This is a genomic window from Roseovarius autotrophicus, from assembly GCF_018069895.1.
GTDB lineage: Bacteria > Pseudomonadota > Alphaproteobacteria > Rhodobacterales > Rhodobacteraceae > Roseovarius > Roseovarius autotrophicus.
In genome coordinates, this window is sequence record NZ_JAGQDH010000014.1 from 48,560 (window position 1) to 70,507 (window position 21,948).

Sequence of the window (21,948 nt, forward strand, 5' to 3'; positions counted from 1 at the left end):
ATTCATGGGCTGACGGCGATCCAGCCAGGCAGGAACGCGATCATCGCAACACGCCGCCGCCGTCTATGGATGGCTCGTAACCGACCGATTGTGCTTGCAGTTACCCATAAGTGTGGTGCGGCGGATCCTAGCCGCGGTGGACGGGCCATGATCGCGTTTCCACCCGGGGTGAAGGTCTGGATCGCAGGCGGCGTGACGGACATGCGGCGAGGGATGAACACGCTGGCGCTGCAGGTCCAGGAGGGTCTTGGTCGTGACCCGCATGCGGGTGAGATTTTTTGCTTCCGCGGACGTCGTGGCGATCTGGTCAAGATTTTATGGCATGACGGCGTTGGCATGTCGCTGTACCTGAAGCGCCTCGAGGCGGGAAGTTCATCTGGCCGAGCACCGGCAGTGGCGAGGCAGTGCAGATCTCGGCGGCGCAGCTCGGCTATCTTCTGGAAGGTGAGGAGGGATCAGGAAACAGTCCGGTGGACTGTTTCCCCCGACGTAAAGCTGGCGCAATTCGCGCTGGACCCAACGCCCTGCAAAGGCAGGATAAATCGGCCTCCCCCAGTCTCTTTCCCATGGGCTTGTGCGGATCGGCATGGTAAGTTTTGACCATGTCCGAGACCGCCTCCGAACTCAAGCAACTGCGCGCCGCACTCGCCGCGGCGGAAGGGCGTGCCGCGGCCGCCGAGGCCGATCTCGCGCATCGGCCACGGCAGCACGCGCGAAGGTCAAACGAGGCCCATCCGCAAGCCCTCGCTGGCGGCAGGCCGAATTGGCATTGCCGGTCGGATCAGCAAAGACCGCAACCAATGAACCCGCATAGAGCCCCCGGTCCCAGCGCGGTGCAGGACGATCGCCAATGCCGTGTTCCACTCGATTTCCTGTTGTGAGCGCTCCATTCGCGTCCTCGAATTGGCATGGTCTGACCGAAGACCGGCTTCGCCTCACTCGTCTTCCGCCGGATCGGGAGAAACGTTTCTCAAAGGAAAGTGGCGGAGAGACAGGGATTCGAACCCTGGAGACGGTTACCCGCCTACACGCGTTCCAGGCGTGCGCCTTCGACCACTCGGCCACCTCTCCGGCCTGTGCTTCTTAGACAATGATGGCGAGCCTTGGCAAGGGCTGTTCGACCGGCACCGCCAGGCATGATGATCAAGGGAGGCTCTGACATAACCTTCCGCCGAGGGCCGTCGGTCTGCCCTGAACGCCGTGTCGCAGGTCCGGTGGGAATTCATCATGGCGCGGACGGTAGTGCCCCATGGGATGGTGTATGAGCGCCAGACCTCGGAGAGGCTCGGTCTCTCGGTCAGGCTGCCACGGCGGGCAGCCTGTGGTTGGGAGTATCCGTGATGCGGGCGAGCGGTTCCCGGTCCGAGAGACAGCATTTGCAGCCGAAACACCGCCTGCGCGCGAGGTTTTGGCCGCCAGCCGCACCATGAAGGGCGGTGGTGCGGCGGGTGTGGCGACAGTGGGGGCCGCCGGGGTCGAGGTCGTGCAGGCCGAGACCCAGACCGCCATCCTGCCGCTGGTCCCGTATCTCGATACCCTGCGCTGGGTGTTCATCGCGCTGGCGCTCGCAGGGATTGCAGTTGCGATCTGGGCGCGCCTTGATGACTGGAAACGGGGGCGGCGGTGATTGCCGCGCTTCTGACCGGGTTTGCAGCCAGTCCGTGTATGCGGGCGGCGCTGCGCTACGGCACCACCGTGGCGATCTGGACACGGTGCGGTCAATGCAACCCGAATTCTGCCATCAACTGACGGCGATAGCCTACAAAACCCGTGTCGTTGCGGTCGCGCGGGCGGGGCAGGTCCACGTCAATGAGGCGGATGGCGTCGCCCTTGGTGCCCGGAAGGACCAGCACCCGGTCGGCCAGAAAGATCGCCTCTTCGAGGTCATGGGTGACCAGCACCATCGTCACCTTTTCCTCGTGCCAGATGCGGGTCAGCTCCTCTTGCATGGTCATCTTGGTCATGGCGTCAAGTGCGCCCAACGGCTCATCCAGCAGCAGGATTTCGGGCTGGACGGTCAGGGCGCGGGCGATGCCCACCCGTTGCGCCATGCCCCCCGATAGCTGCCGGGGCCAGGCGGCCTCGAACTCGGCCAGACCGACAAGGCGGATATAGCGTCGCGCCCGCTCGGCCGCCTCCGGTTTCGGCACGCCCTGCACCTCCAGCCCGAAGGCCACGTTATCGAGCACCGTGAGCCAGGGCAGTAGGCGCGGCTCCTGAAAGATCACCGCGCGCTCGCGCCCCAGCCCGTGAACCGGCGCGCCGTCGGTCAGCACGTCGCCCGTATCCGGCTCTTCCAGACCGGCCAGCACGCGCAAAAGCGTCGTCTTGCCCGAGCCGGAGGCCCCCACGATCGCAAGGCTCTCGCCACCGCGAATATCAAGATTGATCCCCTTGAGGACGGTCAGCGTCTCGCCGTCAAGGGGGAAGCTCTTGGTGAGATCACGGATCGTGACCTCACCCTTCGCCTGTGTCTGCACCAGCGTCATCGCGTCCGGCCTCAGTTCGTGGCGGGCGCATCGCCCGTGATCAACAGGATGTCGGCGGCGGCAAGCTGTCCCTCGCGCAACGCGCCTTCGCGCACCAGAACATCGATCCAGAACTGCACGTCCCGCTCAACCGGCAGACCGCCCTCCCGCACGCCGAAACCTGCGAAGAACTTGGCCACCTGCGGGTTTTCTCCGCGTGCCTCAAGCAGTTTGGCAATGATTTCACGGGTCTTTTCCGGGTTCTCGCGGGCGTAATCGAGTGCACGCGCCGATTTCTCGACAAAGTGGCGGGCGGCCTCTGGGTGGGCCTCGACCCAATCGCGGCGCAATACGGCAAAGCCGCCCGCGATCTCGCCCAGAATGTCGGTGTCATCAAACACCGCGCGCAGACCGCCATTCGCGCGCGCCGCGCCCTCGAACGTCGTTTGCCAATAGCCAAAGGCGGCGATGTCCACCTGTTTCGAACGCAGCACCTGCTCAAGCTGCGGCCCCGGCACCACCACCAGATTGGCGGCGTTCTGCGGCAGCCCTTGCTGATGCAGCGCCTCGCGGACCGTATAATCGAGATGTGCGCCAAGTGTGTTCACAGCGATGGTCTTGCCCTTGATATCCGCGATGGATTTGATCGGGCTGTCCTCCAACACATGAAAGACCGACTGCGCATCATCGTTGATGCCGTTGGTCGGATAGGCGGCGACGAAATCATTGCCGCCGGCGATGGCGTTGATGATTGCCGAAGTGGCCGCCGAGCCGATATCGACGCTGCCCGCAGCCAGAGCAAAGAGCGACTCCGGCCCGCCCCCGGCATAGCCCAAGCCTTCGAAGTTCACGCCGGTGCCCTCGAAAAAGCCAAGCTCCTTGGCCAGTTCATGCGCCGACACGCCGCCATGATAGGAGAGGTAGCGCAGGGTCACGTCCTCGGCCTGTGCCGTGGCAGCCGAAAGCGACAGGGCGACGCCCGCGATGATGGATTTGAAGCGATAGGTCATTTTTCTGTCCTTTGGTTTGTGGATGATTGGTTGACGGGAGAAAACTCAGTGCCTGGCCGTGTTCCAGCGGCAGAGCCGCCTTTGCAGCAGAACCAGAACCCAGTTGGCCGCGAGGCCAAGCCCGGCCAGCAGGAAGATCGCGGCGAACATCAGCGGGATCTGGAAATTGTATTGCGCGTTCATCACCTGGAACCCGAGGCCCTTGTTGGCCCCGATCATCTCGGCGGCGATCAGCAGCAAGAGCGCGGTCGTGGCCGACAGACGCAGGCCCACGAAGATCGCCGGGACCGAGGCCGGCAGCACGACCCGGCGAAAGGTGGTGAGCCGCGCCGCGCCAAAGGTGCGCGCCATCTCGATCAGTTTGGCATCGACCTCTTTCACACCGCCGATGGTCGCCAGCAGGATCGGGAAAAGCGTGGCCCAGAAGATGACAAAAACCTTCGACGCCTCACCCAGACCCAGAAGCAGGATGAACACGGGATAAAGCGCCAGCGCCGATGTCTGGCGGAAAAGTTGCAGGATCGGGTCAAGCGCGCGTTCCACTGCGCGGATCTGCCCCATGAAAAGACCAAGCGGGATGCCGAGCGCGACGGCCGCGAAAAAGGCCAGCCCTGCGCGTTGCAGCGAGATGCCGATATCCCCCACCAACCGCCCCGAGGCGATGCCGTTCCAGAGTGCCTGCCCGATACGGTCGAGCGGCGGGAAAACTGCGGGATTGAGAAGCCCGGTGACGCTGGCCACATGCCAGCCCGCGAAGAAGGCAAGAAGCAACCCGTAATCGGCGAAGATGCCACGCGCCCGCTGTGCTGTCCGCGCCAGCGTGGCCCGAATGTCCGGCCCCCGAGGGGACCGGACGCGCGTATCTGAAATCTGATAGGTCATGAAAACCTCCTTTACTCAGCGGCCTGCGCGGCGCTGCGCGCGGCGGTGTGGCGATTCACGGGATAGGGCAGCCCGAGGTTCTCGCGCAGGGTGCGCCCCTCATAGGCGGTGCGAAAGAGGCCCCGGCGCTGCAATTCCGGTGTCACAAGATTGATGAAATCGTCCAGCCCGCCCGGCAGCCAGGGCGGCAGGATGTTGAAGCCGTCAGCAGCCTCGTTCTCGAACCACTCTTGCAGCGTATCGACGATTTCAGTCGGGGTGCCGACCAGCGTGAGATGGCCGCGCGCAGTGGCGATCCATTGATAGAGCTGGCGGATGCTAAAGCCGTGCTCGTCGGCGATCTGCCGCATCAGGGCTTGGCGCGATTTCATGCCTTCGGTCTCGGGGGCGGGTGGCAGCGGGCCGTCAAGGTCAAGCCCCTTGAAATCGAGCGTGCCGCCCGCAAGCCCAGCCAGCAGCGCCAGCCCGTCGGCCTCGACGATGAGATCGGTCAGTTGCTCGTATTTCTCGCGCGCCTCCGCCGCGGTGCGGCCCACGAAGGGGGCGACGCCGGGCATGATCAGCACATGATCGCGATTGCGTCCCTTGGCCGCCGCGCGCGCCTTGATGTCGCGATAGAATTCCTGCGCCGTCTCGATCTTCTGATGGGCGGTAAAGATCACCTCGGCGGTTTCGGCGGCCAGATCGCGCCCGGCCTCGGATTGCCCGGCCTGCACCACCACCGGATGCCCTTGCGGGCTGCGCGAGACATTGAGCGCACCCTTGACGCGGAAGTGCCTGCCCACATGGTTGGCGTCGTGCAGCCGATCAGGATCGTAGAACGCCCCGCTCTTCTTGTCCCGCAGGAACACGTCATCCTCGAAACTGTCCCACAGCTTTTTCACCACCTCGACATGCTCGCGCGCACGGTCATAGCGGTCGGCATGGGAAATCTGTTGATCCAGGTTGAAATTCTGCGCCGCTTCCTCTGTCGCGGTGGTGACCACGTTCCAGCCCGCGCGCCCGTTCGAGATCAGATCGAGCGAGGCGAATTTGCGCGCTACGGTGAAGGGTTCTTCGTAGGTCGTGGTGTTGGTGGCGATGAACCCCAGATGGGTCGTCTGCGTGGCCAGTGCCGCGAACAGCGTCAGCGGCTCAAAGCCTGCGATCTTGGCGCTGCCGCCCTCACGCCCGGCTCCGTTCGTGGCCAGGCCATCGGCGAGGAAATAGGCGTCAAAAAGCCCGCGCTCGGCGGTCCTCGCCAGGTCTATGTGATAGTCAAGGCTGGTCGCCCCGTCCGCGCGGGCGTCCGGGTGGCGCCAGGCGGCGACATGCTGTCCGCCACCGGGCAGGAAGGCGCCGAGTTTGATTTGTCTGGTCATGATGGTCTCCTTGTTTTGGGCAAGGCTCCGCCATGGCCCAGCCTGCGTGGTCGGGTGATTCAGATGGCGCAGCGTCGGGGAAGGGGGTTAGGCGGCGGCCTCCAGCTTGCGCGGGGTGAGGGCGGCGCTAAGTTGCGCAACCGCCGTGTCGAGCCGCGCGCGCAATGGCCCCGAGAGCTGCCCGTCACTGCCGATATCAGCAGCACCGGCATAGACGCCCGTCGGCACGCTCGCGGCCTCGAAGAAGCCAAAGAGCGGACGCAGCTGATGTTCGATCACCAGCGCGTGCCGATCACCACCGCCAGTGGCGGTCAAGAGCACCGGTTTGCCGCGCAGGGCCTCGGGGTCAATGAGATCAAAGAGATGTTTGAAAAGGCCGGTATAGCTGCCCTTATAGACCGGGCTGCCGACGACGATGGCGCGCGCGGCCAAAAGCCTGTCAACATGCGTCCGCGCGTCCGATGAAAGATCAAACAGCGAGTCCGCCTGCCTGAAGGATGCCCCCAGATCACCCAGATCGAACACCGCATGGCCCGAGCCCGTCTGGCGGGCGGCGCCCTTTACCGCCGCCGTGACGAGGGCGCGGGTGCGCGAGGGCTGGCTGTGGCTGCCGACGAAACCGATGATCTCGGTCATGAGCTTTCCTTTCAACGAGCAATTCTATCGTGTTTATCGTATTTACTTTGTGCTCTTGCTGCCATTCCAAAGATACCGGTGAAAAGAGAGAAAAGATGCCGTCCCGACGCGGCAGGGAGAATGTCAGCTTCGCTGTTTGACGATGCCAGCATGACCGCTCAGCGCGCAGGCGAGATCGGCGCATTGCAGGCGGATGTCGGGAATCGCGGTGATTTCCCACAGGGCGCCGCGCGCGCAGGGCCCGATGGCGAAGATCCGGCGAGAGGCGACGCCGCCGCGCGCGATCACCCGCGCGCCGGGAGTCGTATCCAGCCCGAGGCGCAGCGCAGCCGGTCGTCGCGCCAGGGCGCCACGAGGCTTTCGAGATAGCGGCCATAGGTGGCGTGGCTGACAAAGCACTGTTCGGTCGCACCGCAATCCTCATCGCGCGTGCGCAGCCAACGCAGGAAATGACCGGGATCGTCGGGAAAGGCGCTCATGTTGTGAACGCGGGTGTTGAGCAGATGCTCGGGGTTGTCGGTCGCATAGGCGATGCTGCAACCGACGATGCCGCGCTTTTCCACGATGGTGACGCGGATTTCGGGGGCGCGGTGCATCAGATGCGTCGCCATCAGCGCCCCGCTCGCCCCGCCGCCGATGATCAGCGCATGGCGGGCGGGATGCGCGAATGTGCCGTCCATCACAGGGCCCCGAGAATGAGACAGGTGAGCCCAAGGCAGACAAGGCCAAGCACGATCTCACCGCGAGAAGGCAAGGACCCATCCTCGGGCACGCCGTATTCCGGCGCGCCCAGACCGGCAAGGCCGGGATCGGGGGCGTAGCAGATCATTGCAATCCCTCCTATCGGGATCAGGTCAGGATGACGATGGCCAGAAGCGTGAGATAACTGACCGCGAAAACCGTGATCGGCATGGCGCGGCGGATGCGGTTGAAAACGGGGGTCATGCGATGGCCTCCTTTCGGGTCAGATGGTCTTGCAGGCTGGAGTCTGATCATGGGTATTGCCTCCGCTTCAGGATTATTCGGCAACTTCAGTCCGGAACCAATCCTGCGCAGCAAAACCCTCGCCCGCCGCAGGGCGCGGCAGGCCGAGATGATCACGCAGGGTCGTGCCCTGATAGGCGGTGCGGTAGAGGCCGCGGCGCTGCAACTCCGGGATCACGAGTTCCACGAAACGCTCCAGATCACTGGGCAGGACGGGAGCCATGATGTTGAACCCGTCCGCCACCCCGTTTTCGAAACGCGCCTGCATGGCGTCGGCGATGTCGGGGGGGTGCCGGTGATCTGCCAGTACCCGCGTGCCCCGGCCATCGACAGGGCCAGATCGAGGATCGAGAGGTTGTCGCGCCGCGCCCGGTCGATCAGCACCTGCTGGCGGCTGACATGCCCCACTGAGGCCGGAAGGTCGGGCAAGGGCCCGTGCGGATCAAAGCCCGAGACATCGTGACCCAGTAGGTTCGACAGATGCGAGATCGCGACCACCGGTTGCAAGAGGTCTTGAAGCGCGGCGAACCTGTCCTCGGCCTCGGCGCGGGTGCGGCCGATCACCGGAAAGATGCCCGGCATGACCAGAACATCGCCCGCTGCGCGGCCATGCCCGGGCAGGCGGCGCTTGAGATTGCGGTAATAGGCCTGCCCGTCGGCCAGGGTCTGCGTCGCGGTAAACACGCCGTCGGCGCTGCGCGCGGCCAAAACCTTGCCCGGCTCGGAGGCCCCAGCCTGAAAGATCACCGGGCGGCCCTGTGGGCTGCGCGGCACGTTGAGTGGGCCGCGTACGGCAAAATGCGGGCCCTTGTGGTGGATCGGCGCAAAGGCTTCGGGGCGAAAGAACTGCCCCGATACTTTGTCGCGGGGGTACGCGTCATCGGGCCAGCTGTCCGAGAGGCGGGCGACCACATCAACCGACTCTTCGGCGCGCGCCCGCGCCTCGGCCCGCGGCAGCTTGCGCGCCCGGACCAGCGGAAACATGACATTGCCAAGCGCCGTCTTCCACGGCAGGAGTTGATCGAATTCCTGGAACACGACAATTCAGTCCGGGCCCTGGCCTGGGCCGCTGACGGGTTTTCCACGCAGCAATATGCTGCCGGAGGCGGGTGCAATAAACCCCGCCACCGCCTTCAGGATGGTGGATTTGCCGCAACCCGAGGGCCATGCCATACCTCGACACGCTGCGCTGGCTGTTCATTGCTCTCGCGCTGAGCGGGATCGCGGTCACAATCTACGCGCGCCTTGATGACTGGAAACGGGGGCGGCGGTGATTGCCGCGCTTCTGACCGGGTTTGCAGCCAGTCCGTGTATGCGGGCGGCGCTGCGCTACGGCACCACCGTGGCGATCTGGACACGGTGCGGTCAATGCAACCCGAATTCTGCCATCAACTGACGGCGATAGCCTACAAAACCCGTGTCGTTGCGGTCGCGCGGCGGATGTCTTTGACGACCTTCTCAGCCTCGGCTTTCGTTGTCACGGGTTTCTTGCTCATCTTTGCTCCATGAAGGCTACGATGAGCCAGAAACCCTCCGTTCCGCAATATGCCTAAACTGTCCCATGGGTGCTGACGTCAAACAGATATAGAGATGTATGACAAGATCCTGCTGTGTCACGACGGCTCACGCGAGGGGCGGTTGGCGCTGCGCGAGGGGGCGCGGCTTGCGCAGATCACGGGGGCAGGGATGGTACTGCTCGCCGTGGTCGAGACGGTCGCGGGCAATGTGCTGGCGCAGGGCGCGGATGCCAGCATGCCTGCCCACCAGCAGGCCGATTTCATGGCAATCCTCGACGAGGGCCATCAAAGACTTTCCGCCATGGGGCTGGCACCCGAGATCCGCATGGAGGTCGGCGAGCCTGTCGGGAAAATCACCAGTGTCGCGGCCGAAACCGGGGCCGATCTGGTCGTCGTCGGGCATCACCAGCAAGGCCTCTGGACGCGCTGGATGAGCCGGTCAGTGGCTGCCGGACTGAGCGACGCACTGGGATGCAGCCTGCTTCTGGCGCAAAAGGTCGTCAAGTAGTCCGAGCTTTCCACCAGGGCTGAACAAGTATAGCCAAGAGGCGGTTATGCCGCCCCGGCAGTCAGCGCAAAAAGGCGCGGAACCGGTGCAGGGCGAAGGCAAACATCACCGACCCGATCAGCATCAGCGCCACAAGCTGCGGCCAGACTACCGACAGTCCGGCCCCGCGAAACAACACCCCCTGTGCCAGCGCGATGAAATGCGTGTTGGGGGCCGCGAGCATGATGTATTGCACAGCTTGGGGCATCGACTCGCGCGGGGTGACGCCGCCCGACAGGATATCGAGCGGCAACAGAACCAGCAAAAGCAGCATCGCAAACTGCGGCATAGAGCCTGCGATGGTGGCCAGCAGGATGCCCATCGAGGTCGTTGCAAAAAGGTGCAACGCCGCGCCCACAAGATAGAGTGCGACCGATCCCTCGATCGGGATGCCCATCCCCGCCTGAACCACCAGAGTGAGCGAAAGCGCCGTCGCCACCAGCACCACGCTGCCCATGCTGAGCACCTTGCTCGTCATGATCTCGACGGCGGTCACGGGCATGACCAGCAGATGCTCCAGCGTGCCGTGGTCGCGCTCGCGGATCAGGGCGGCACCCGAAAGGATGATGGACAGCATGGTCACCGTACTGATGACCGAGGTCACCGCCCCGAACCAGGCCGGGTCGAGCGAGGGATTGAAACGGGCCCGAACGGCAAGGTCAACCGGCATCTCGGCCGGGGTGGCATCGCGCGCCAGCCATCCGGCAATCTCCTGATTGACAATGGCGCTGATACTGCCCGCCCCGGTAAAGGCCTGGCTGACCCGCGTCGCATCGACATTGAGCTGTAATTCGGGCCGGTGCCCGGCCAGCAGGTCGCGCTGGAACTCGGGCGGGATCACCAGCGAAAAGGTGTCGATCCCGGCATCCATCCGCGCATCCATTTGCGCGATGTCGATCTGGGCGGGCGGCATGAAATAGGGCGGCAGGAAGGCATCGGCCACGCGCCGCGACAGCGGCGAGGCGTCTTCGTCCACGATCCCGATCGTGGCCCGGTTGAGCGATTCGGGGATGGCGGTCGCGCTGACATAGACGTCGAGCGTGAAGGCATAGGCGACCAGCACCATCAGAAGCGGATCGCGCAACAGTCCGCGAATTTCCTTCAGCGACAGTTGCAGAACATGCGAAAGCCGCATCGGTTATTTCTCCTGTTTGCGCACGAAGATGGCACCCAGCACCACCACCACCGGCACAAGCGCCAGCATCGGCAGGAAAGACCCGCCCAGATCATCGAACCCCAGTGCCTTGGAAAAGGCTCCGCGCGAGATTGTGACGAAGTGGCTGGTGGGATAGATTTCACCGATCACCCGACCCATGCCGTCCATTGATGCAACCGGATCGATGATGCCGCCATATTGCATCGCCGGGATAAGCGTCGCCATGAAGGTGAAGAACAGGGCCGTGACCTGGCTTTGGGTGAAGGCGGAAATCAGCAGGCCCAGCCCGGTGGACAGCACGACATAGATCAGCGCCCCGAGCGAAAGCGCGAGCAGGCTGCCCTTGACCGGCACCCCGAAGACCACCACCGCCAGCGTCAGCAGCAAAAGGTAATTCATGAAACCCAGAACGACATAGGGCACCTGTTTTCCCAGCAGGAATTCCAGCCGCCGCGCCGGGGTGACATAAAGATTGACGATCGAGCCGGTCTCCTTTTCGCGGGCCACGGACAGGACGGCCAGCGTGGCGGGAATCAGCATCAGCAACAGCGGGATCATCGCGGGCACCATGGCCGCCAAGCTCTCGACATCGGGGTTGTAGCGGTAGCGCACCTCAAGCGAGAAGTTTCCCGCCACCGCTTGATCGCCAAAGGCCTGGCGCATCTGCTCGGTCAGCCAGTGGGCGTGCATCCCCTGGATATACCCGCGCACCGTATCGGCGCGCATCGGCATGGCCCCGTCGAACCACGCGCCAATGGCGACGGGGCGGCCGCGTTCAAGATCGGCGGCGAACCCCGGCGGAAATTCCAGCGCCAGGCTGATTTCACCCGCCCGCATCCGGTAGTCCAGATCGGCATGATCGACAAGCGATGGTTCCTCGTCAAAGTAACGCGACCCGGCCAGGTCGTTGACATAGGATTGGCTAAGGATGCTCTGATCGAAATCGAGCACCGCGAACTTGAGATTTTCGACATCCATGGACACGCCATAGCCCAGCACGATCATCAGGATCACGCTGCCGAGGCTGGCAAGCGTCAGGCGGATCGGATCGCGGCGCAACTCCAGCGACTCGCGCCATGAAAAGCTCAGCAGCCGCGCCAGGCTGAACCCCCCGCGCCGCCGCCGGCCGGAAGTGGCAGGCCCGGCGGAAAGCCCTTCTTTCGTCTCGGACGCGGGCGGGGTGTTCTGATCCTGCGCGCGTTTCAGATGGTGGACAAAGGCATCGTCCAGCGTCTCTGTGCCTGCCTCCTCGCGGATCGCTTCGGGCGTGTCGCTGACAAGCACGCGGCCCTGATGCATCAGCGAAATCCTGTCGCAGCGCGTGGCCTCGGCCATGTAATGGGTGGAGATGAAGATCGTCACGCCATCGTTTCGGGACAGATCGATCAGCGATTGCCAGAAGATATCGCGCGCCACAGGGTCCACCCCCGATGTCGGCTCGTCCAGGATCAGGATTTCGGGACGATGGATCAGCGCGACCGCCAGCGACAGGCGCTGACGAATACCCAGCGGCAGGCGCAGGGGCAGGCTGTCGAGCAGGCCTTCGAGGTCGAACCGTTCCGCGAGTTCCGCGATCCGTGGTTCGATCTCGGCGCTAGCCATGTCGAAAAGCCGCGCGTGCAGATCAAGGTTCTGCCGCACCGTCAACTCGGAATAAAGCGAGAAGGATTGCGTCATGTAGCCGATGCGCTTTCGGGTGGCCATGTCATGGGCATCGACCTTGCGGCCGTAAATCCTCGTGGTGCCGTCACTCGGCTCCAGCAGCCCGGTCAGCGCCTTCATGGTGGTGGTCTTGCCGCAACCGTTAGAGCCCAGAAAGCCGAAGATCTCGCCGCGCTTGATGCGAAAGCTCACCTGGTCCACAGCTGTGAAATCGCCAAACCGCACGGTGAGGTTCTCGGCCTCGATGACGTTTTCCCCGTCGGATGCCGGATCGCGCGGCGGGATGCTCAGATCCTTATGGTGGCTGCGTTTTTCCTTGGGCAGAAGTGCGATGAAGGCCGCATCAAGATCAGCGGCACCGGTGCGTTTCAGGATTTCGTCGGGGCTGCCGGTTGCCAGAACCTTGCCCGCGTCCATCGCCACCAGGTGATCGAAGCGCGCGGCCTCTTCCATATAGGCGCTCGACACCAGCAGGCTCATATGCGGACGATCAGCGCGGATTCGGTCGATCAGGGTCCAGAATTCGCGCCGCGACAGCGGATCGACGCCGGTCGTCGGCTCATCGAGAACCAGAAGATCGGGATCGTGGATCAGCGCGCAGCACAGGCCCAGTTTCTGCTTCATCCCGCCCGAAAGCTTGGCCGCCGCGCGGGCGGCAAAAGGGGCAAGACCGGTCGCCCTGAGCAGTTCGTCGATCCGCTGCGCGCGTTCCTGTGCGCCCTCGCCAAACAGGCGTCCGAAAAAATCGACATTCTCGCGGACCGAAAGCGTCGGATAAAGGTTCCGGCCCAGCCCCTGCGGCATATAGGCAATGCGCGGGGATATCCGCGCGCGATGCCCGGCGCGCGCCATGTCGCCACCCAGCACCTCCAGCCGCCCCTCCTGCATCTGCCGCGCCCCGACGATCAGCGCCAGAAGGCTCGACTTTCCCACGCCGTCCGGCCCTATGACGCCGACGGAACGGCCTGCCGGCAGATCGATCGAAACATCGTCCACGGCCCGGGTCTTGCCATAGCGGAGCGAGAGCCCCTCTGCGCGAACCACCGGCCCGGGGTTGGTCATTCCAGCACCTTACCCTGCGCCGCAGCCGGCCAGGGCGCGGTCGGATCAAGCCGCACCCAGGCGACGCCGGGAAGCCCGGTCTTGACCTTATCGAGGTGCTTTTCCAGCAGCTCCGGCGCGATCTTGGCCCGCACCCTGAACATCAGCTTCTCGCGCTCGATTTCCGTCTCGACCGTCTTGGGCGTGAACTGCGCCACGTCTGACACGAAGGAAACGCGCGCGGGGATGACGATGCCGGGTGCCGCATCCAGCAGCAGGCGCACCTCGGTGCCCAGCCCGATCCGACCCGCATCCGCCGTCGGAAGGAAAAACGTCATGTAAACGTCGTTGAGGTCCACCATGTTGACCACGCGACCGCCGGCACCCACGATTTCGCCCGCACGCGCGATGATATATTGCACCCGCCCGGTGCGCGGCGCGTTCAATGTGCTGTCCTCGATCTGCACGTCGATCGCCTCGATCGTCGCCTGGGCTGCGGTTACCGCGGCCTCGGCCCCAATCACCGAGGCTTTCGCAGAAGAGACCCCCGCCCGCGCCGCCGCAAGCGATGCCTCTGCCGAGGCAACCGCCGCCGCGGCGCCAAAGGCGTTGGCCCGGTCGATCTCGAATTGCCGTTCGGATGTGATGCTGTTCTGCGTCAGAGACTCGGAGCGCTCGTATTGGCGCCGCGCGACATCCTCCTCCGCGCGGCGCTGTTCCAGAACGGCCTCGGCCGCGCGCACTTCGGCCGCGCGCTGTTCGACAAGCAGCGTGGCGTTTTCCACCGCGATTTCGGCGCGGCGCAGTTCCGCCACCATCTGGTTGCGATTGGCCTGCAATTGCCGCGTGTCGAGCTTGGCCAGAGGCGCGCCTGCCGCGACGAACCCCCCTTCGTTCACAAGCACCGTGTCAATCCGCCCGGGCAGCTTGGCCGCAACGTCGATTTCGACCGCCTCGATCCGCCCGTTGCCGCGCGCGAATCCTTCCGCGACCGTATCGGAGTGGGTGCTTTGCCAGATCAAAAAGCCGGATACGGCGACAGCGATGAGGATCACGGCTATGATAAGGGGGCTGGGTTTTGCCACTGGATACTCGCTTGCTGTGATGGTTCTGGCGTCCTTTTTATTCTTGCGACGCGCCTGAACCCTAGATCATCCGCATGGGGCTTCACAACCGGATTGAACGGCGCATCCCGTTCACAGAACGACGTTGTCCACCCGTCCGAGCCGACCACGGGCAAAGTCATAGGACAGGCCCAGAAGGCCGAGAACGGTTTCGATTTCCGCCGCGTTTCTGGGCGCATAGACCATGACAGCGGTTGGCGGGATCATGCCCGCCGCGGCCATCGGATGCGGTTCTGCCCAGCCCAGATCAATGATTTTCGGCACTGCGTCCTCGGGCAGCATCATGTGCAGGCTGCCGTCCTGCGGTGGATGGAGATGGGCGAATTCATTGCCGACGATCTCGGACAAGATCGCGGCGATCTTGGCAGGGCTGACCGGCTTGGGCCCGGTGATGTCGGGCATTTCGCGGTGCTTTTTTCGCGTCTTTTTCAACTCAACCGAAGCGGAAGGCGCTTTCGACAGCGCCCATAACGGGGTCTTCCAGCGTCTTGCGTCCAATGTCCGCGCCCGCCGCGCCCGCCACGACATTGAGCGGGATCAGGTGTTCTTCGCGCGGATGGGCATCGCGGCCGCCCGGGGCAACGGACCAGCGCGCGAGCCTGCGGTTGCGGTCCTCTGGATCGGGGCAGGTCACGGCTTCGGTTAGCCAGGCATCGAAGGCCGTGCCGGCGATCGCGCCGCGCCGCCCGCCGCGCAGGCTCTGCATCAGACCGGACATGGTGTGATAGGTGTTGCCGCTGCCAAGGATCAGCACGCCTTCGTCGCGCAGCGGCTCCAGCGCCTGGCCAAGGGCGATGTGGCGCGCTGGGACGTTCGGGCAAAGTGGCAGGCAGATCCTCCAGGAATTTCCGGTGCCGGTCCCATTCATCGGGCGGAGTCCAGTCCATGAAGAAGCACGGGCCGCCGCCATGGGGAATGAACATCGTTGGCATACGGGGCATATCGCATCATCCTCACCGGTCAGGCCATTCGAGACCTTGCCTTTCGTTGTATGGATAAGGAGTAGTTGAGTAATGTCGTTATTTAAAGTAAGGATAAAAAAGTAACTATAAAATCGAGCCGAACCCATGCCCAGAACGCCGCCACAATGCCCGATGGATTCGATCCTGCGTCTGCTCATGGGGCCGTGGACAACCCACATCATCTGGGTGCTGAGCGATCAGGGGCCACAAAGATTCGGGGCGCTGAAACGCGCCGTGCCGGGAATATCGACCCGAATGCTGACCGAGCGTTTGCGGATGCTACAGCGCGCCGGGGTCGTCTGGCGCGAACAGGCCGAGACGATCCCGCCCGCAGTCACCTATGGCCTGACGCCGCGCGGCAACGACCTGCGCGGCGTTCTCGACGCAATGGGCGAGATCGCGGAACGATGGAAGACCGAGGGGGTATTTGAAGATGATGACTTGGGCGGGGCCGCTTCACCAAACTCGCGTGTGTGAGTTAGGCTGCGCCACCCGGCTTTTGCCTGTGAGCGCGGTCAGACACGTTGCGCCGTGCATTCGATATCACGTTCTGGAATCAGGTGATCGCCATGAGGGAAAGTAAAGTTGCCGATGTGCTTAGAGGGGCGAGGGAGGTCTTCCTGAAGTGCGGTTTTGAAGGCGCCAGCGTCGATGCGATTGCCGAAGAAGCCAAGGTTTCGAAGACGACCCTCTATGCGCATTTCCCAAGCAAGGACAAACTTTTCTTGAGCGTCTTGGAAGCCGAGTGCGACAGCCTTTCGGAGGAAATCTGCCGTCCGCTTTCAAGCCAGAACGATGCGCGGAGCGTGCTGGAAGAACTCTCTCGGCGCATGATCGGGTTGGTCATGGATGATGACTATATTCGCCTCCTGCGCGTTTGCATCGGCGCGGTTTCGGTTCTGCCGGAGGCAGGTGAAATATACATGGGCGCAGGCCCGAGGCGTGCCATCAGGATCGTCGCGAAAATCCTCAAGGACTTGCATGAGATGAAATCACTGGACGTGAAAAACGTTCAAAACGCCTCTGCTCAATTTATTCATCTCTCTGTATCTGGCGTTATCATGCCGCAATTGCTGGCCGTCGATCAGCCTATCGATGTGTCTGAGCACTCAAGACGGGCGGTTGATGCGTTTTTGGGAGCATATGGCGGACGCGATGCCTCTTGAAGTGGCGCGGTCAATCGATTGCCTGCTCGTACTTCTGCGGGCGCTATCGAGCGCCGTGCCGGATCAGATGAGATTGAATTCTTGACCCGGGCCGAGCCACAGACTACCTCCCACGTAACAAAAACCGACCGGACGGTATAGTTTGAGCACGCCCCCGCGCCCTTCAGAATGCAGAAACGCCTCGCGCAGGATACTTTCAGCGGCGCGTGCGATTGCCACGCGTGAAGGCGCGGGCAGGATCACGATCGAGGCGGTCGCGAAGGAGGCCGGCCTCAGCAAGGGCGGCTTGCTTTACAATTACCCAACAAAGAGAGCCCTGCTGTCCGGCTTGTTGGCGCAGATGCTGGCCGAGCACCGCGAATTGCTCGAGAGCGTGCCCGAGCGGCACCCCGCACGCACGCTCCGGGGCCATCTCGAAACGGTTCTACAGTCGGAAGATGTGGATGGTGACCTGTCGATGGCGATTCTCGCGACCGCTGCATCAGATCCGCAACTGCTCGATCCGCTGCGGGCGGAATTGACCGACGACCTCGGGCGTATCCTGTCCGATACACAAGACGCGCCGGGTGCCATGGTGGCCTTTTGGGCAATCCAGGGGCTGCGTTTCCAGAAGCTGTTGAAGCTACCGGATGGCGGTGCGGACACCAGAGAACGCGTCATCGAACGATTGAGGGCCCTGATCGATGATCTCAAGTAAAAAAGACAAAAGCTGGAAGGGGATCGCTGCGGTTATTGCTGTGGCGGGGGCGGCGCTCCTGATGGTGTCCTTTCTTCCTGTGTCCTTGGGCGAAGTGCTGGCCCAGACAGGCCAGGAGTCAACCGAACCTGGTGCCGAAACAAGCCAGGCGGGCGCGTCCGACAAGGAGGTCGTGGTCGAGGTGACCCGAGCAACGCGCCGCACCGTCACGCGCGGTCGCACCGTTGCCGGGCGGGTCGCGCCGGCCCGCACTGTGGACATCGCGTTTCAGGTGTCCGGACAGGTCCTGCGCCTTGAGGTGGAACCGGGTGACAAGATCAGCAAAGGCGATCTGATCGCGGCGCTCGATCCGGTCGATTTCGAACTCGCCGTGGATCGGGCGCGGGCGGCCTTCGTTCTTGCTGAATCCGAGATCAACCGCGCATCGAGTCTTGCCGAACGGGGTGTTGCCGCGGAATCCCGGCTTGAAACCGCCCGCGCCGAATTCGCGCAGGCGGAAGTTGCGCTGCGCGAGGCCGAGCGACGCCTCTCCCAGACGCAGATCGTCGCGCCCTTCGACGCGATCGTGGCACGCACATTCATAGACGATTATGTCAACGTCACCTCGGCGGCATCGATTGCACGTCTTCAGGACGTCAGCGAGTTGCGGATCATGATCTCTCTACCGGAAGAACTGGCGGCAGTCGCACGAAGCGCGCCCGACGCATTCGATATCGTGGCAAGTTTTCCGGCCGTGCCGGGTTACACGGCGCCGCTGGTGCTGCGATCGTTTGCGACCGATGTGGACCGGACGGCGCAGACCTATGATGTGGAATTCGCGATCACGGGCGATATCGACTCGCGTCTTCTGCCCGGGATGACGGCCAGGGTGCGCCTTTCAAACGCGGCTGCCGAAGCCAGTGCGCAGTCCGTCATGGTCCCTGTTTCGGCGATTGATACCTCAAGCCGAACCGAGCCTTCAGTCTGGATCTACGACGAACAGTCGGGACAGGTCACACGCCAGACGATCCGCATGGGTCTTCCCGTCGATAACGAGATCGTAGTTCTGGAAGGTCTGGAGGGCAATGAGTTGATCGTCTCCGGCGGGTGGTGGCGCCTCCGAGACAATCAGACCGTGACGGTTTCGGGGCTCTGATCCCGCCCCCTTGACAGGACACGAACAGATCCATGGCATTCAGCATTTCAGGCGCAAGCATCCAGCGGCCCGTTGCGGTCTGGCTCCTCATCCTCTTTTGCCTTCTTGGCGGATATTGGGGGCTGAACACGGTGGGTCGCCTTGAAGACCCGAGTTTCACGCTCAAGACCGCGCTTGTCTTCGTGCCGTATCCCGGTGCGACAGCAGTCGAGGTCGAGGAAGAGGTCTCTGACGTCATCGAAAACGCTCTGCAGCAGATGAAGCAGCTTGAGCGGGTCGAATCCAAGTCGATGCCGGGCATGGCGCAAATCACCGTGGAGATCGAGGGCACATATGGCCCGGATGAGATTCCGCAAGTCTGGGACGAGATGCGTCTTCGCATCCGCGACGTGGAGGGGGATCTTCCGAAAGGCGCGCGCGCGCCCATCGTCAACGACGATTTCGGCGACGTTTACGGCATGTTTTACGCGGTGAAAACCGAAGGTCTGACCCCGCGCGAAGAGCGGGATCTGGCCACGAAATTGCGGCTTGGCCTGGTTACCGTCGACGGTGTCGCCAAGGTCGAGGTTCAGGGCCTCACCGAAGAGGTGATCACGATCTCGATTCCATCCGCGCGCCTGACAGAGCTGGGCCTTCCGCCCAATCAGGTTCTGAGTGTGCTGAACGACGAGAACCTCGTCTTTGATAATGGCGAGATCACCGAGGGGCCGGCCCGGATAGGACTGTCCGTTCCGCCGGGTTACGTGACCCCCGAAGGGATCGAGGAGTTGCGGCTTGGCGCGGCCGGAGAGGTCGGGCAGGTCGCGATCCATGATATTGCCCGCGTCGCCCGCGACGAGGCGGAACAGCCCAGTCAGATCATCCGGCAGAACGGCACCGCAGCCTTCACCCTCGGGGTGTCGGCTCTGACGAACCGAAACGTCGTCGAAGTTGGCGCGGCAGTCTCGGCCCGGCTTGAGAAGTTGAAGGCTGAGTTGCCGGAAGGTGTCGAGGTCACGCCGATCTACGAACAGCACGTCGTCGTTGATAAGGCCGTTTCCAGCTTTCTCGTCAGCCTCGGGCAGTCGATCGCCATCGTTGTCGGGGCGCTGATGCTGACAATGGGCTGGCGCGCGGGTCTCGTGGTGGGTGCGACCCTTGGGCTTACGGTTTTCGTGACGCTGTTCTTCATGTCGGTGTTCGGGATCGCAATGGAACGGATCAGCCTTGGCGCCCTGATCATTGCGATGGGGATGCTGGTGGACAACGCCATCGTGATCACCGAGGGGATGGTAATCGGCATGTCGCGCGGAAAGAGCGCGGAAAAAGCCGCGGCAGAGACCGAAAGCTCTACATCCATCCCGTTGCTTGGTGCGACCGTGATCGGGATCATGGCCTTTTCCGGGATCGGCCTGTCGCCGGACGCCACGGGAGAATTCCTGTTCTCGCTTTTCGCGGTCATTGCTATCTCGCTGGTGATGAGCTGGGTTCTTGCCGTCACGGTCACGCCCTATCTTGGCAAGCTGCTGCTCAAGGCCCCCAAGAGCGCCTCCGACGATCCCTACAAGGGTGGGTTCTACGGCGCCTATCGCGGTTTCCTCCGGCTGGCGTTGCGCTCCCGGGTGCTTGTCGTGCTGACAATCGTGGGAATCACGGTCTGGTCGGTAATGGCCTTCGCGCAGGTCAAGCAGGCGTTCTTTCCCGCCTCGAATACCCCACTCTTCTATGTCGAATTCCAGATGCCGCAAGGCACTGACATCAATGTCACCGACCGCGAAATGAAACGGCTCGAGCGGATGATTCTGGCCGAAGACAAGGTGACGGACGTGACGACCCTGGTGGGGCGTGGCGCAAGCCGCTTCATGCTGACCTACAGCCCGGAGCAGGCGGATGCCAGCTATGGCCAGCTGATCGTCCGGGTTGCCGACGCCGAGGCGATCCCGGCCATGGCCAATCGGTTGAACCGCGATCTGCCCGCCGCATTTCCTAACGCGCTTGTCCGGGTCGAAGAACTCGTCTTCGGCCCGCCCTCGGGTGCCGATGTGGCGGTCCGCTTCTCCGGTGCCGATCCGGTCATTCTGCGCCAACTCGCCGATGATGCAACACGGATATACGAGGCCGCAGGCACAATCACAAATTCACGCACCAATTGGCGACAGCGCGAGATCCTGATCGAGCCGATCGTCGACGAGTCGCGCATGCGGCTGGCCGGGACCACGCGCAGCGCGATCGCCGATTCCATCCGCTATGGAACCTCGGGCTTGCGGGTCGGTGAATTGCGCGAAGGCGACGAGGTCATTCCAATCCACCTGCGGCTGGCCGCCAACGAACGCGACGGGATTGATCGCGTTCGTGACCTGTCGGCCTGGTCCGATGGGGCTGGTGCCTACGTTCCCATGGCCAACCTTGTGGAACAGTTCGAACCGCGCCTCGTCGAGGCGCTCATTCACCGACGCAACCGCGAACGCACCATCACCGCCCTTGGCGGCGCACGGGGGGATCTCACGGCGGATGAGGCCTTCAAAAGCGTGCGCACCGAGATCGAGGCCCTCCCGCTTCCCGACGGCTACAGCATGGAATGGGGCGGGCAGTATGAAAGCTCCACCGACGCCCAGACCAGCCTTGGCAAACAGCTTCCCCTCGGCTTTCTTGTCATGCTGACGATCTCAATCCTGATGTTCAACAAGGTGCGCCAGCCGCTCATCCTGTGGCTTGTCGTGCCGATGTCGGTGACAGGAATGGTGCTCGGGCTGCTCTTCACCGGCCTGCCTTTCACTTTCACGGCCCTGCTCGGCTTTTTGTCGCTTTCGGGGATGCTGATGAAGAACGCGATCGTTCTGGTCGAAGAGATCGACATGCAGCGCGCGAACGGTGTGCCGGATTACAAGGCGGTAATCGACGGCTCTGTCAGCCGTCTGCGCCCGGTGGTGCTGGCCGCCGGCACAACGATCTTCGGCATGATCCCGCTCCTGCCGGATGCGTTTTTCGCGTCGATGGCGGTGACGATCATGGGTGGCCTTGCGTTTGCCTCGGTACTGACCCTTGTCGCCGTGCCGGTGCTTTACGCGCTCCTCTTCCGCATTCGCCCGCCCAAGGGCGAAAAAACGGGTCGCAAGCCCGGACAGCCTCTGTTTGACCCCTTAGCGACATAGCGGAGGCGTTGTTGCAGACCTTCTTGCCGTGATGGATTGTGCGTATTGGCTTTGGTGGAGGCTGCAGGCGACCTGCCCGAAACGCTCGCCATGGCGCCGTGCCCAGTTCGACACGCTGCGCCGCCACACCCGGCATGACGCAGACATCGCGCCCCGCCCCCGCTGAACCATAAACCCAAAAGCCCCAGATCAAACCGCCGTCCGCCGCAAAACCGGAGGCCGATCACACGTGCGATCGGCACAAAGCGCCTATCGGAAAAAGCCACTCAGAGGCCGCAGTGAGGGCCTCATGGCGAGCAGCAGCCGCAGGATGCGCAGCCTTGCCGGATGCGCGAGCGCCTTGTGTCAACGCCGGAGTAAAATTGGGCCACGGGGCGGCGCAAAACTAGGCCACCTGGGGTTTCTGCGGGGCGCGCGTGGCGGGCGGCGGCCAGTCAGCCGCGCTCTCCATGTAGCTGGCGGGTGACTG

At 63.3% G+C, this 21,948-nt stretch carries 23 protein-coding genes, 1 tRNA gene and 1 pseudogene; 8 read left to right on the plus strand and 17 right to left on the minus strand.

The annotated features are described in order from the left end of the window. Positions 1 to 213: 213 nt before the first annotated feature. Positions 214 to 600: an IS66 family insertion sequence element accessory protein TnpB gene (gene tnpB, locus KAK09_RS19140; protein ID WP_418895534.1), complete on the plus strand. Its 387-nt coding sequence runs from the start codon at positions 214 to 216 to the stop codon at positions 598 to 600. 381 nt (positions 601 to 981) lie between these two features. On the opposite strand, the gene KAK09_RS13575 is transcribed toward tnpB, so the two are convergent. Further along, positions 982 to 1,071: transfer RNA gene (locus KAK09_RS13575), tRNA-Ser, on the minus strand. A 265-nt stretch (positions 1,072 to 1,336) separates the two neighbouring features. Here KAK09_RS13575 and KAK09_RS13580 point away from each other — a divergent pair. Beyond that, positions 1,337 to 1,627, plus strand: a pseudogene (locus KAK09_RS13580) (YcbK family protein); the annotation flags it as partial. Between the two features lie 91 nt (positions 1,628 to 1,718). On the opposite strand, the gene KAK09_RS13585 reads toward KAK09_RS13580, so the two are convergent. The 11 genes from KAK09_RS13585 to KAK09_RS18805 form a co-directional block, all read right to left on the minus strand. Beyond that, the gene (locus KAK09_RS13585; RefSeq protein WP_210879479.1) at positions 1,719 to 2,489 is read right to left on the minus strand and encodes an ABC transporter ATP-binding protein; all 771 of its coding nucleotides are present in this window, start codon (positions 2,487 to 2,489) and stop codon (positions 1,719 to 1,721) included. An 11-nt stretch (positions 2,490 to 2,500) separates the two neighbouring features. Beyond that, positions 2,501 to 3,478, minus strand: coding sequence for an ABC transporter substrate-binding protein (locus KAK09_RS13590; protein WP_210879480.1), 978 nt, complete (start codon positions 3,476 to 3,478; stop codon positions 2,501 to 2,503). A gap of 45 nt (positions 3,479 to 3,523) precedes the next feature. Beyond that, the gene (locus tag KAK09_RS13595; RefSeq protein ID WP_210879481.1) at positions 3,524 to 4,360 is read right to left on the minus strand and encodes an ABC transporter permease; all 837 of its coding nucleotides are present in this window, start codon (positions 4,358 to 4,360) and stop codon (positions 3,524 to 3,526) included. 11 nt (positions 4,361 to 4,371) lie between these two features. Continuing rightward, positions 4,372 to 5,721, minus strand: a complete 1,350-nt coding sequence (locus KAK09_RS13600; protein ID WP_210879482.1) for an LLM class flavin-dependent oxidoreductase — start codon at positions 5,719 to 5,721, stop codon at positions 4,372 to 4,374. A gap of 87 nt (positions 5,722 to 5,808) precedes the next feature. After that, the gene (locus tag KAK09_RS13605) at positions 5,809 to 6,357 is read right to left on the minus strand and encodes an NAD(P)H-dependent oxidoreductase (RefSeq protein ID WP_210879483.1); all 549 of its coding nucleotides are present in this window, start codon (positions 6,355 to 6,357) and stop codon (positions 5,809 to 5,811) included. 123 nt (positions 6,358 to 6,480) lie between these two features. Further along, positions 6,481 to 6,645 (minus strand): hypothetical protein, encoded by a 165-nt coding sequence (locus KAK09_RS13610; protein ID WP_210879484.1) that lies wholly within the window; start codon positions 6,643 to 6,645, stop codon positions 6,481 to 6,483. Continuing rightward, positions 6,642 to 7,037 (minus strand): FAD/NAD(P)-binding protein, encoded by a 396-nt coding sequence (locus KAK09_RS13615; RefSeq protein ID WP_210879485.1) that lies wholly within the window; start codon positions 7,035 to 7,037, stop codon positions 6,642 to 6,644. The genes KAK09_RS13610 and KAK09_RS13615 overlap by 4 nt, the downstream gene beginning before the upstream one ends. Continuing rightward, positions 7,037 to 7,186, minus strand: coding sequence for a hypothetical protein (locus KAK09_RS13620; RefSeq protein ID WP_210879486.1), 150 nt, complete (start codon positions 7,184 to 7,186; stop codon positions 7,037 to 7,039). The genes KAK09_RS13615 and KAK09_RS13620 overlap by 1 nt, the downstream gene beginning before the upstream one ends. A 189-nt stretch (positions 7,187 to 7,375) precedes the next feature. Then, entirely contained in the window at positions 7,376 to 7,528 is a 153-nt protein-coding gene (locus KAK09_RS13625) for a hypothetical protein (RefSeq protein WP_210879487.1), read from the minus strand. Then, the gene (locus tag KAK09_RS13630; RefSeq protein ID WP_336244461.1) at positions 7,516 to 8,379 is read right to left on the minus strand and encodes an LLM class flavin-dependent oxidoreductase; all 864 of its coding nucleotides are present in this window, start codon (positions 8,377 to 8,379) and stop codon (positions 7,516 to 7,518) included. The genes KAK09_RS13625 and KAK09_RS13630 overlap by 13 nt, the downstream gene beginning before the upstream one ends. 6 nt (positions 8,380 to 8,385) lie before the next feature. Then, a complete protein-coding gene (locus KAK09_RS18805) occupies positions 8,386 to 8,514 on the minus strand; it encodes an ATP-binding cassette domain-containing protein (protein ID WP_247651266.1) in 129 nt (42 codons plus the stop codon). A gap of 417 nt (positions 8,515 to 8,931) precedes the next feature. Here KAK09_RS18805 and KAK09_RS13640 point away from each other — a divergent pair, with 417 nt between their 5' ends. Beyond that, positions 8,932 to 9,366 (plus strand): universal stress protein, encoded by a 435-nt coding sequence (locus tag KAK09_RS13640; RefSeq protein ID WP_210879488.1) that lies wholly within the window; start codon positions 8,932 to 8,934, stop codon positions 9,364 to 9,366. A 61-nt stretch (positions 9,367 to 9,427) separates the two neighbouring features. On the opposite strand, the gene KAK09_RS13645 is transcribed toward KAK09_RS13640, so the two are convergent. The 5 genes from KAK09_RS13645 to KAK09_RS13665 all read right to left on the minus strand — a co-directional run bounded on the left by KAK09_RS13645 (position 9,428) and on the right by KAK09_RS13665 (position 15,256). Further along, positions 9,428 to 10,540 carry an ABC transporter permease gene (locus tag KAK09_RS13645; protein WP_210879489.1) on the minus strand — a complete coding sequence of 371 codons (1,113 nt, stop codon included), beginning with the start codon at positions 10,538 to 10,540 and terminating at the stop codon, positions 9,428 to 9,430. Positions 10,541 to 10,543: 3 nt separating this feature from the next. After that, positions 10,544 to 13,285 (minus strand): ribosome-associated ATPase/putative transporter RbbA, encoded by a 2,742-nt coding sequence (rbbA, locus tag KAK09_RS13650; RefSeq protein ID WP_210879490.1) that lies wholly within the window; start codon positions 13,283 to 13,285, stop codon positions 10,544 to 10,546. Next, positions 13,282 to 14,349 (minus strand): HlyD family secretion protein, encoded by a 1,068-nt coding sequence (locus tag KAK09_RS13655; protein WP_336244462.1) that lies wholly within the window; start codon positions 14,347 to 14,349, stop codon positions 13,282 to 13,284. The genes rbbA and KAK09_RS13655 overlap by 4 nt, the downstream gene beginning before the upstream one ends. Before the next feature lie 111 nt (positions 14,350 to 14,460). Continuing rightward, on the minus strand, positions 14,461 to 14,790 hold the full coding sequence (locus KAK09_RS13660; RefSeq protein WP_210879491.1) for a luciferase domain-containing protein: 330 nt from the start codon (positions 14,788 to 14,790) through the stop codon (positions 14,461 to 14,463). Between the two features lie 31 nt (positions 14,791 to 14,821). Further along, on the minus strand, positions 14,822 to 15,256 hold the full coding sequence (locus tag KAK09_RS13665; RefSeq protein WP_247651267.1) for a DODA-type extradiol aromatic ring-opening family dioxygenase: 435 nt from the start codon (positions 15,254 to 15,256) through the stop codon (positions 14,822 to 14,824). A 199-nt stretch (positions 15,257 to 15,455) separates the two neighbouring features. Between KAK09_RS13665 and KAK09_RS13670 the strand changes: the two genes are divergently transcribed. From KAK09_RS13670 to KAK09_RS13690, 5 genes are all read left to right on the plus strand, one after another. Beyond that, positions 15,456 to 15,827: a winged helix-turn-helix transcriptional regulator gene (locus KAK09_RS13670; RefSeq protein WP_247651269.1), complete on the plus strand. Its 372-nt coding sequence runs from the start codon at positions 15,456 to 15,458 to the stop codon at positions 15,825 to 15,827. Positions 15,828 to 15,919: 92 nt separating this feature from the next. After that, complete coding sequence (locus KAK09_RS13675; protein ID WP_210879492.1) at positions 15,920 to 16,516, plus strand: TetR/AcrR family transcriptional regulator; 597 nt, start codon at positions 15,920 to 15,922, stop codon at positions 16,514 to 16,516. 142 nt (positions 16,517 to 16,658) lie between these two features. Next, positions 16,659 to 17,213, plus strand: coding sequence for a TetR/AcrR family transcriptional regulator (locus tag KAK09_RS13680; RefSeq protein ID WP_210879493.1), 555 nt, complete (start codon positions 16,659 to 16,661; stop codon positions 17,211 to 17,213). A 172-nt stretch (positions 17,214 to 17,385) separates the two neighbouring features. Further along, positions 17,386 to 18,348: an efflux RND transporter periplasmic adaptor subunit gene (locus tag KAK09_RS13685; protein WP_336244463.1), complete on the plus strand. Its 963-nt coding sequence runs from the start codon at positions 17,386 to 17,388 to the stop codon at positions 18,346 to 18,348. Between the two features lie 32 nt (positions 18,349 to 18,380). Beyond that, positions 18,381 to 21,479, plus strand: a complete 3,099-nt coding sequence (locus tag KAK09_RS13690; protein WP_210879495.1) for an efflux RND transporter permease subunit — start codon at positions 18,381 to 18,383, stop codon at positions 21,477 to 21,479. Positions 21,480 to 21,948 lie beyond the last annotated feature (469 nt).

Coding starts and splice junctions, on each gene's coding strand:
- KAK09_RS13605 (WP_210879483.1), bottom strand. CDS start 6,357: ATGACCGAGATCATCGGTTTCGTCGGCAGCCACAGCCAGCCCTCGCGC.
- tnpB (WP_418895534.1), top strand. CDS start 214: ATGAACACGCTGGCGCTGCAGGTCCAGGAGGGTCTTGGTCGTGACCCG.
- KAK09_RS13660 (WP_210879491.1), bottom strand. CDS start 14,790: ATGCCCGACATCACCGGGCCCAAGCCGGTCAGCCCTGCCAAGATCGCC.
- KAK09_RS18805 (WP_247651266.1), bottom strand. CDS start 8,514: ATGGCATGGCCCTCGGGTTGCGGCAAATCCACCATCCTGAAGGCGGTG.
- KAK09_RS13670 (WP_247651269.1), top strand. CDS start 15,456: ATGCCCAGAACGCCGCCACAATGCCCGATGGATTCGATCCTGCGTCTG.
- KAK09_RS13600 (WP_210879482.1), bottom strand. CDS start 5,721: ATGACCAGACAAATCAAACTCGGCGCCTTCCTGCCCGGTGGCGGACAG.
- KAK09_RS13640 (WP_210879488.1), top strand. CDS start 8,932: ATGTATGACAAGATCCTGCTGTGTCACGACGGCTCACGCGAGGGGCGG.
- KAK09_RS13665 (WP_247651267.1), bottom strand. CDS start 15,256: ATGAATGGGACCGGCACCGGAAATTCCTGGAGGATCTGCCTGCCACTT.
- KAK09_RS13585 (WP_210879479.1), bottom strand. CDS start 2,489: ATGACGCTGGTGCAGACACAGGCGAAGGGTGAGGTCACGATCCGTGAT.
- KAK09_RS13615 (WP_210879485.1), bottom strand. CDS start 7,037: ATGGACGGCACATTCGCGCATCCCGCCCGCCATGCGCTGATCATCGGC.
- KAK09_RS13690 (WP_210879495.1), top strand. CDS start 18,381: ATGGCATTCAGCATTTCAGGCGCAAGCATCCAGCGGCCCGTTGCGGTC.
- KAK09_RS13675 (WP_210879492.1), top strand. CDS start 15,920: ATGAGGGAAAGTAAAGTTGCCGATGTGCTTAGAGGGGCGAGGGAGGTC.
- KAK09_RS13590 (WP_210879480.1), bottom strand. CDS start 3,478: ATGACCTATCGCTTCAAATCCATCATCGCGGGCGTCGCCCTGTCGCTT.
- rbbA (WP_210879490.1), bottom strand. CDS start 13,285: ATGACCAACCCCGGGCCGGTGGTTCGCGCAGAGGGGCTCTCGCTCCGC.
- KAK09_RS13645 (WP_210879489.1), bottom strand. CDS start 10,540: ATGCGGCTTTCGCATGTTCTGCAACTGTCGCTGAAGGAAATTCGCGGA.
- KAK09_RS13595 (WP_210879481.1), bottom strand. CDS start 4,360: ATGACCTATCAGATTTCAGATACGCGCGTCCGGTCCCCTCGGGGGCCG.
- KAK09_RS13620 (WP_210879486.1), bottom strand. CDS start 7,186: ATGATCTGCTACGCCCCCGATCCCGGCCTTGCCGGTCTGGGCGCGCCG.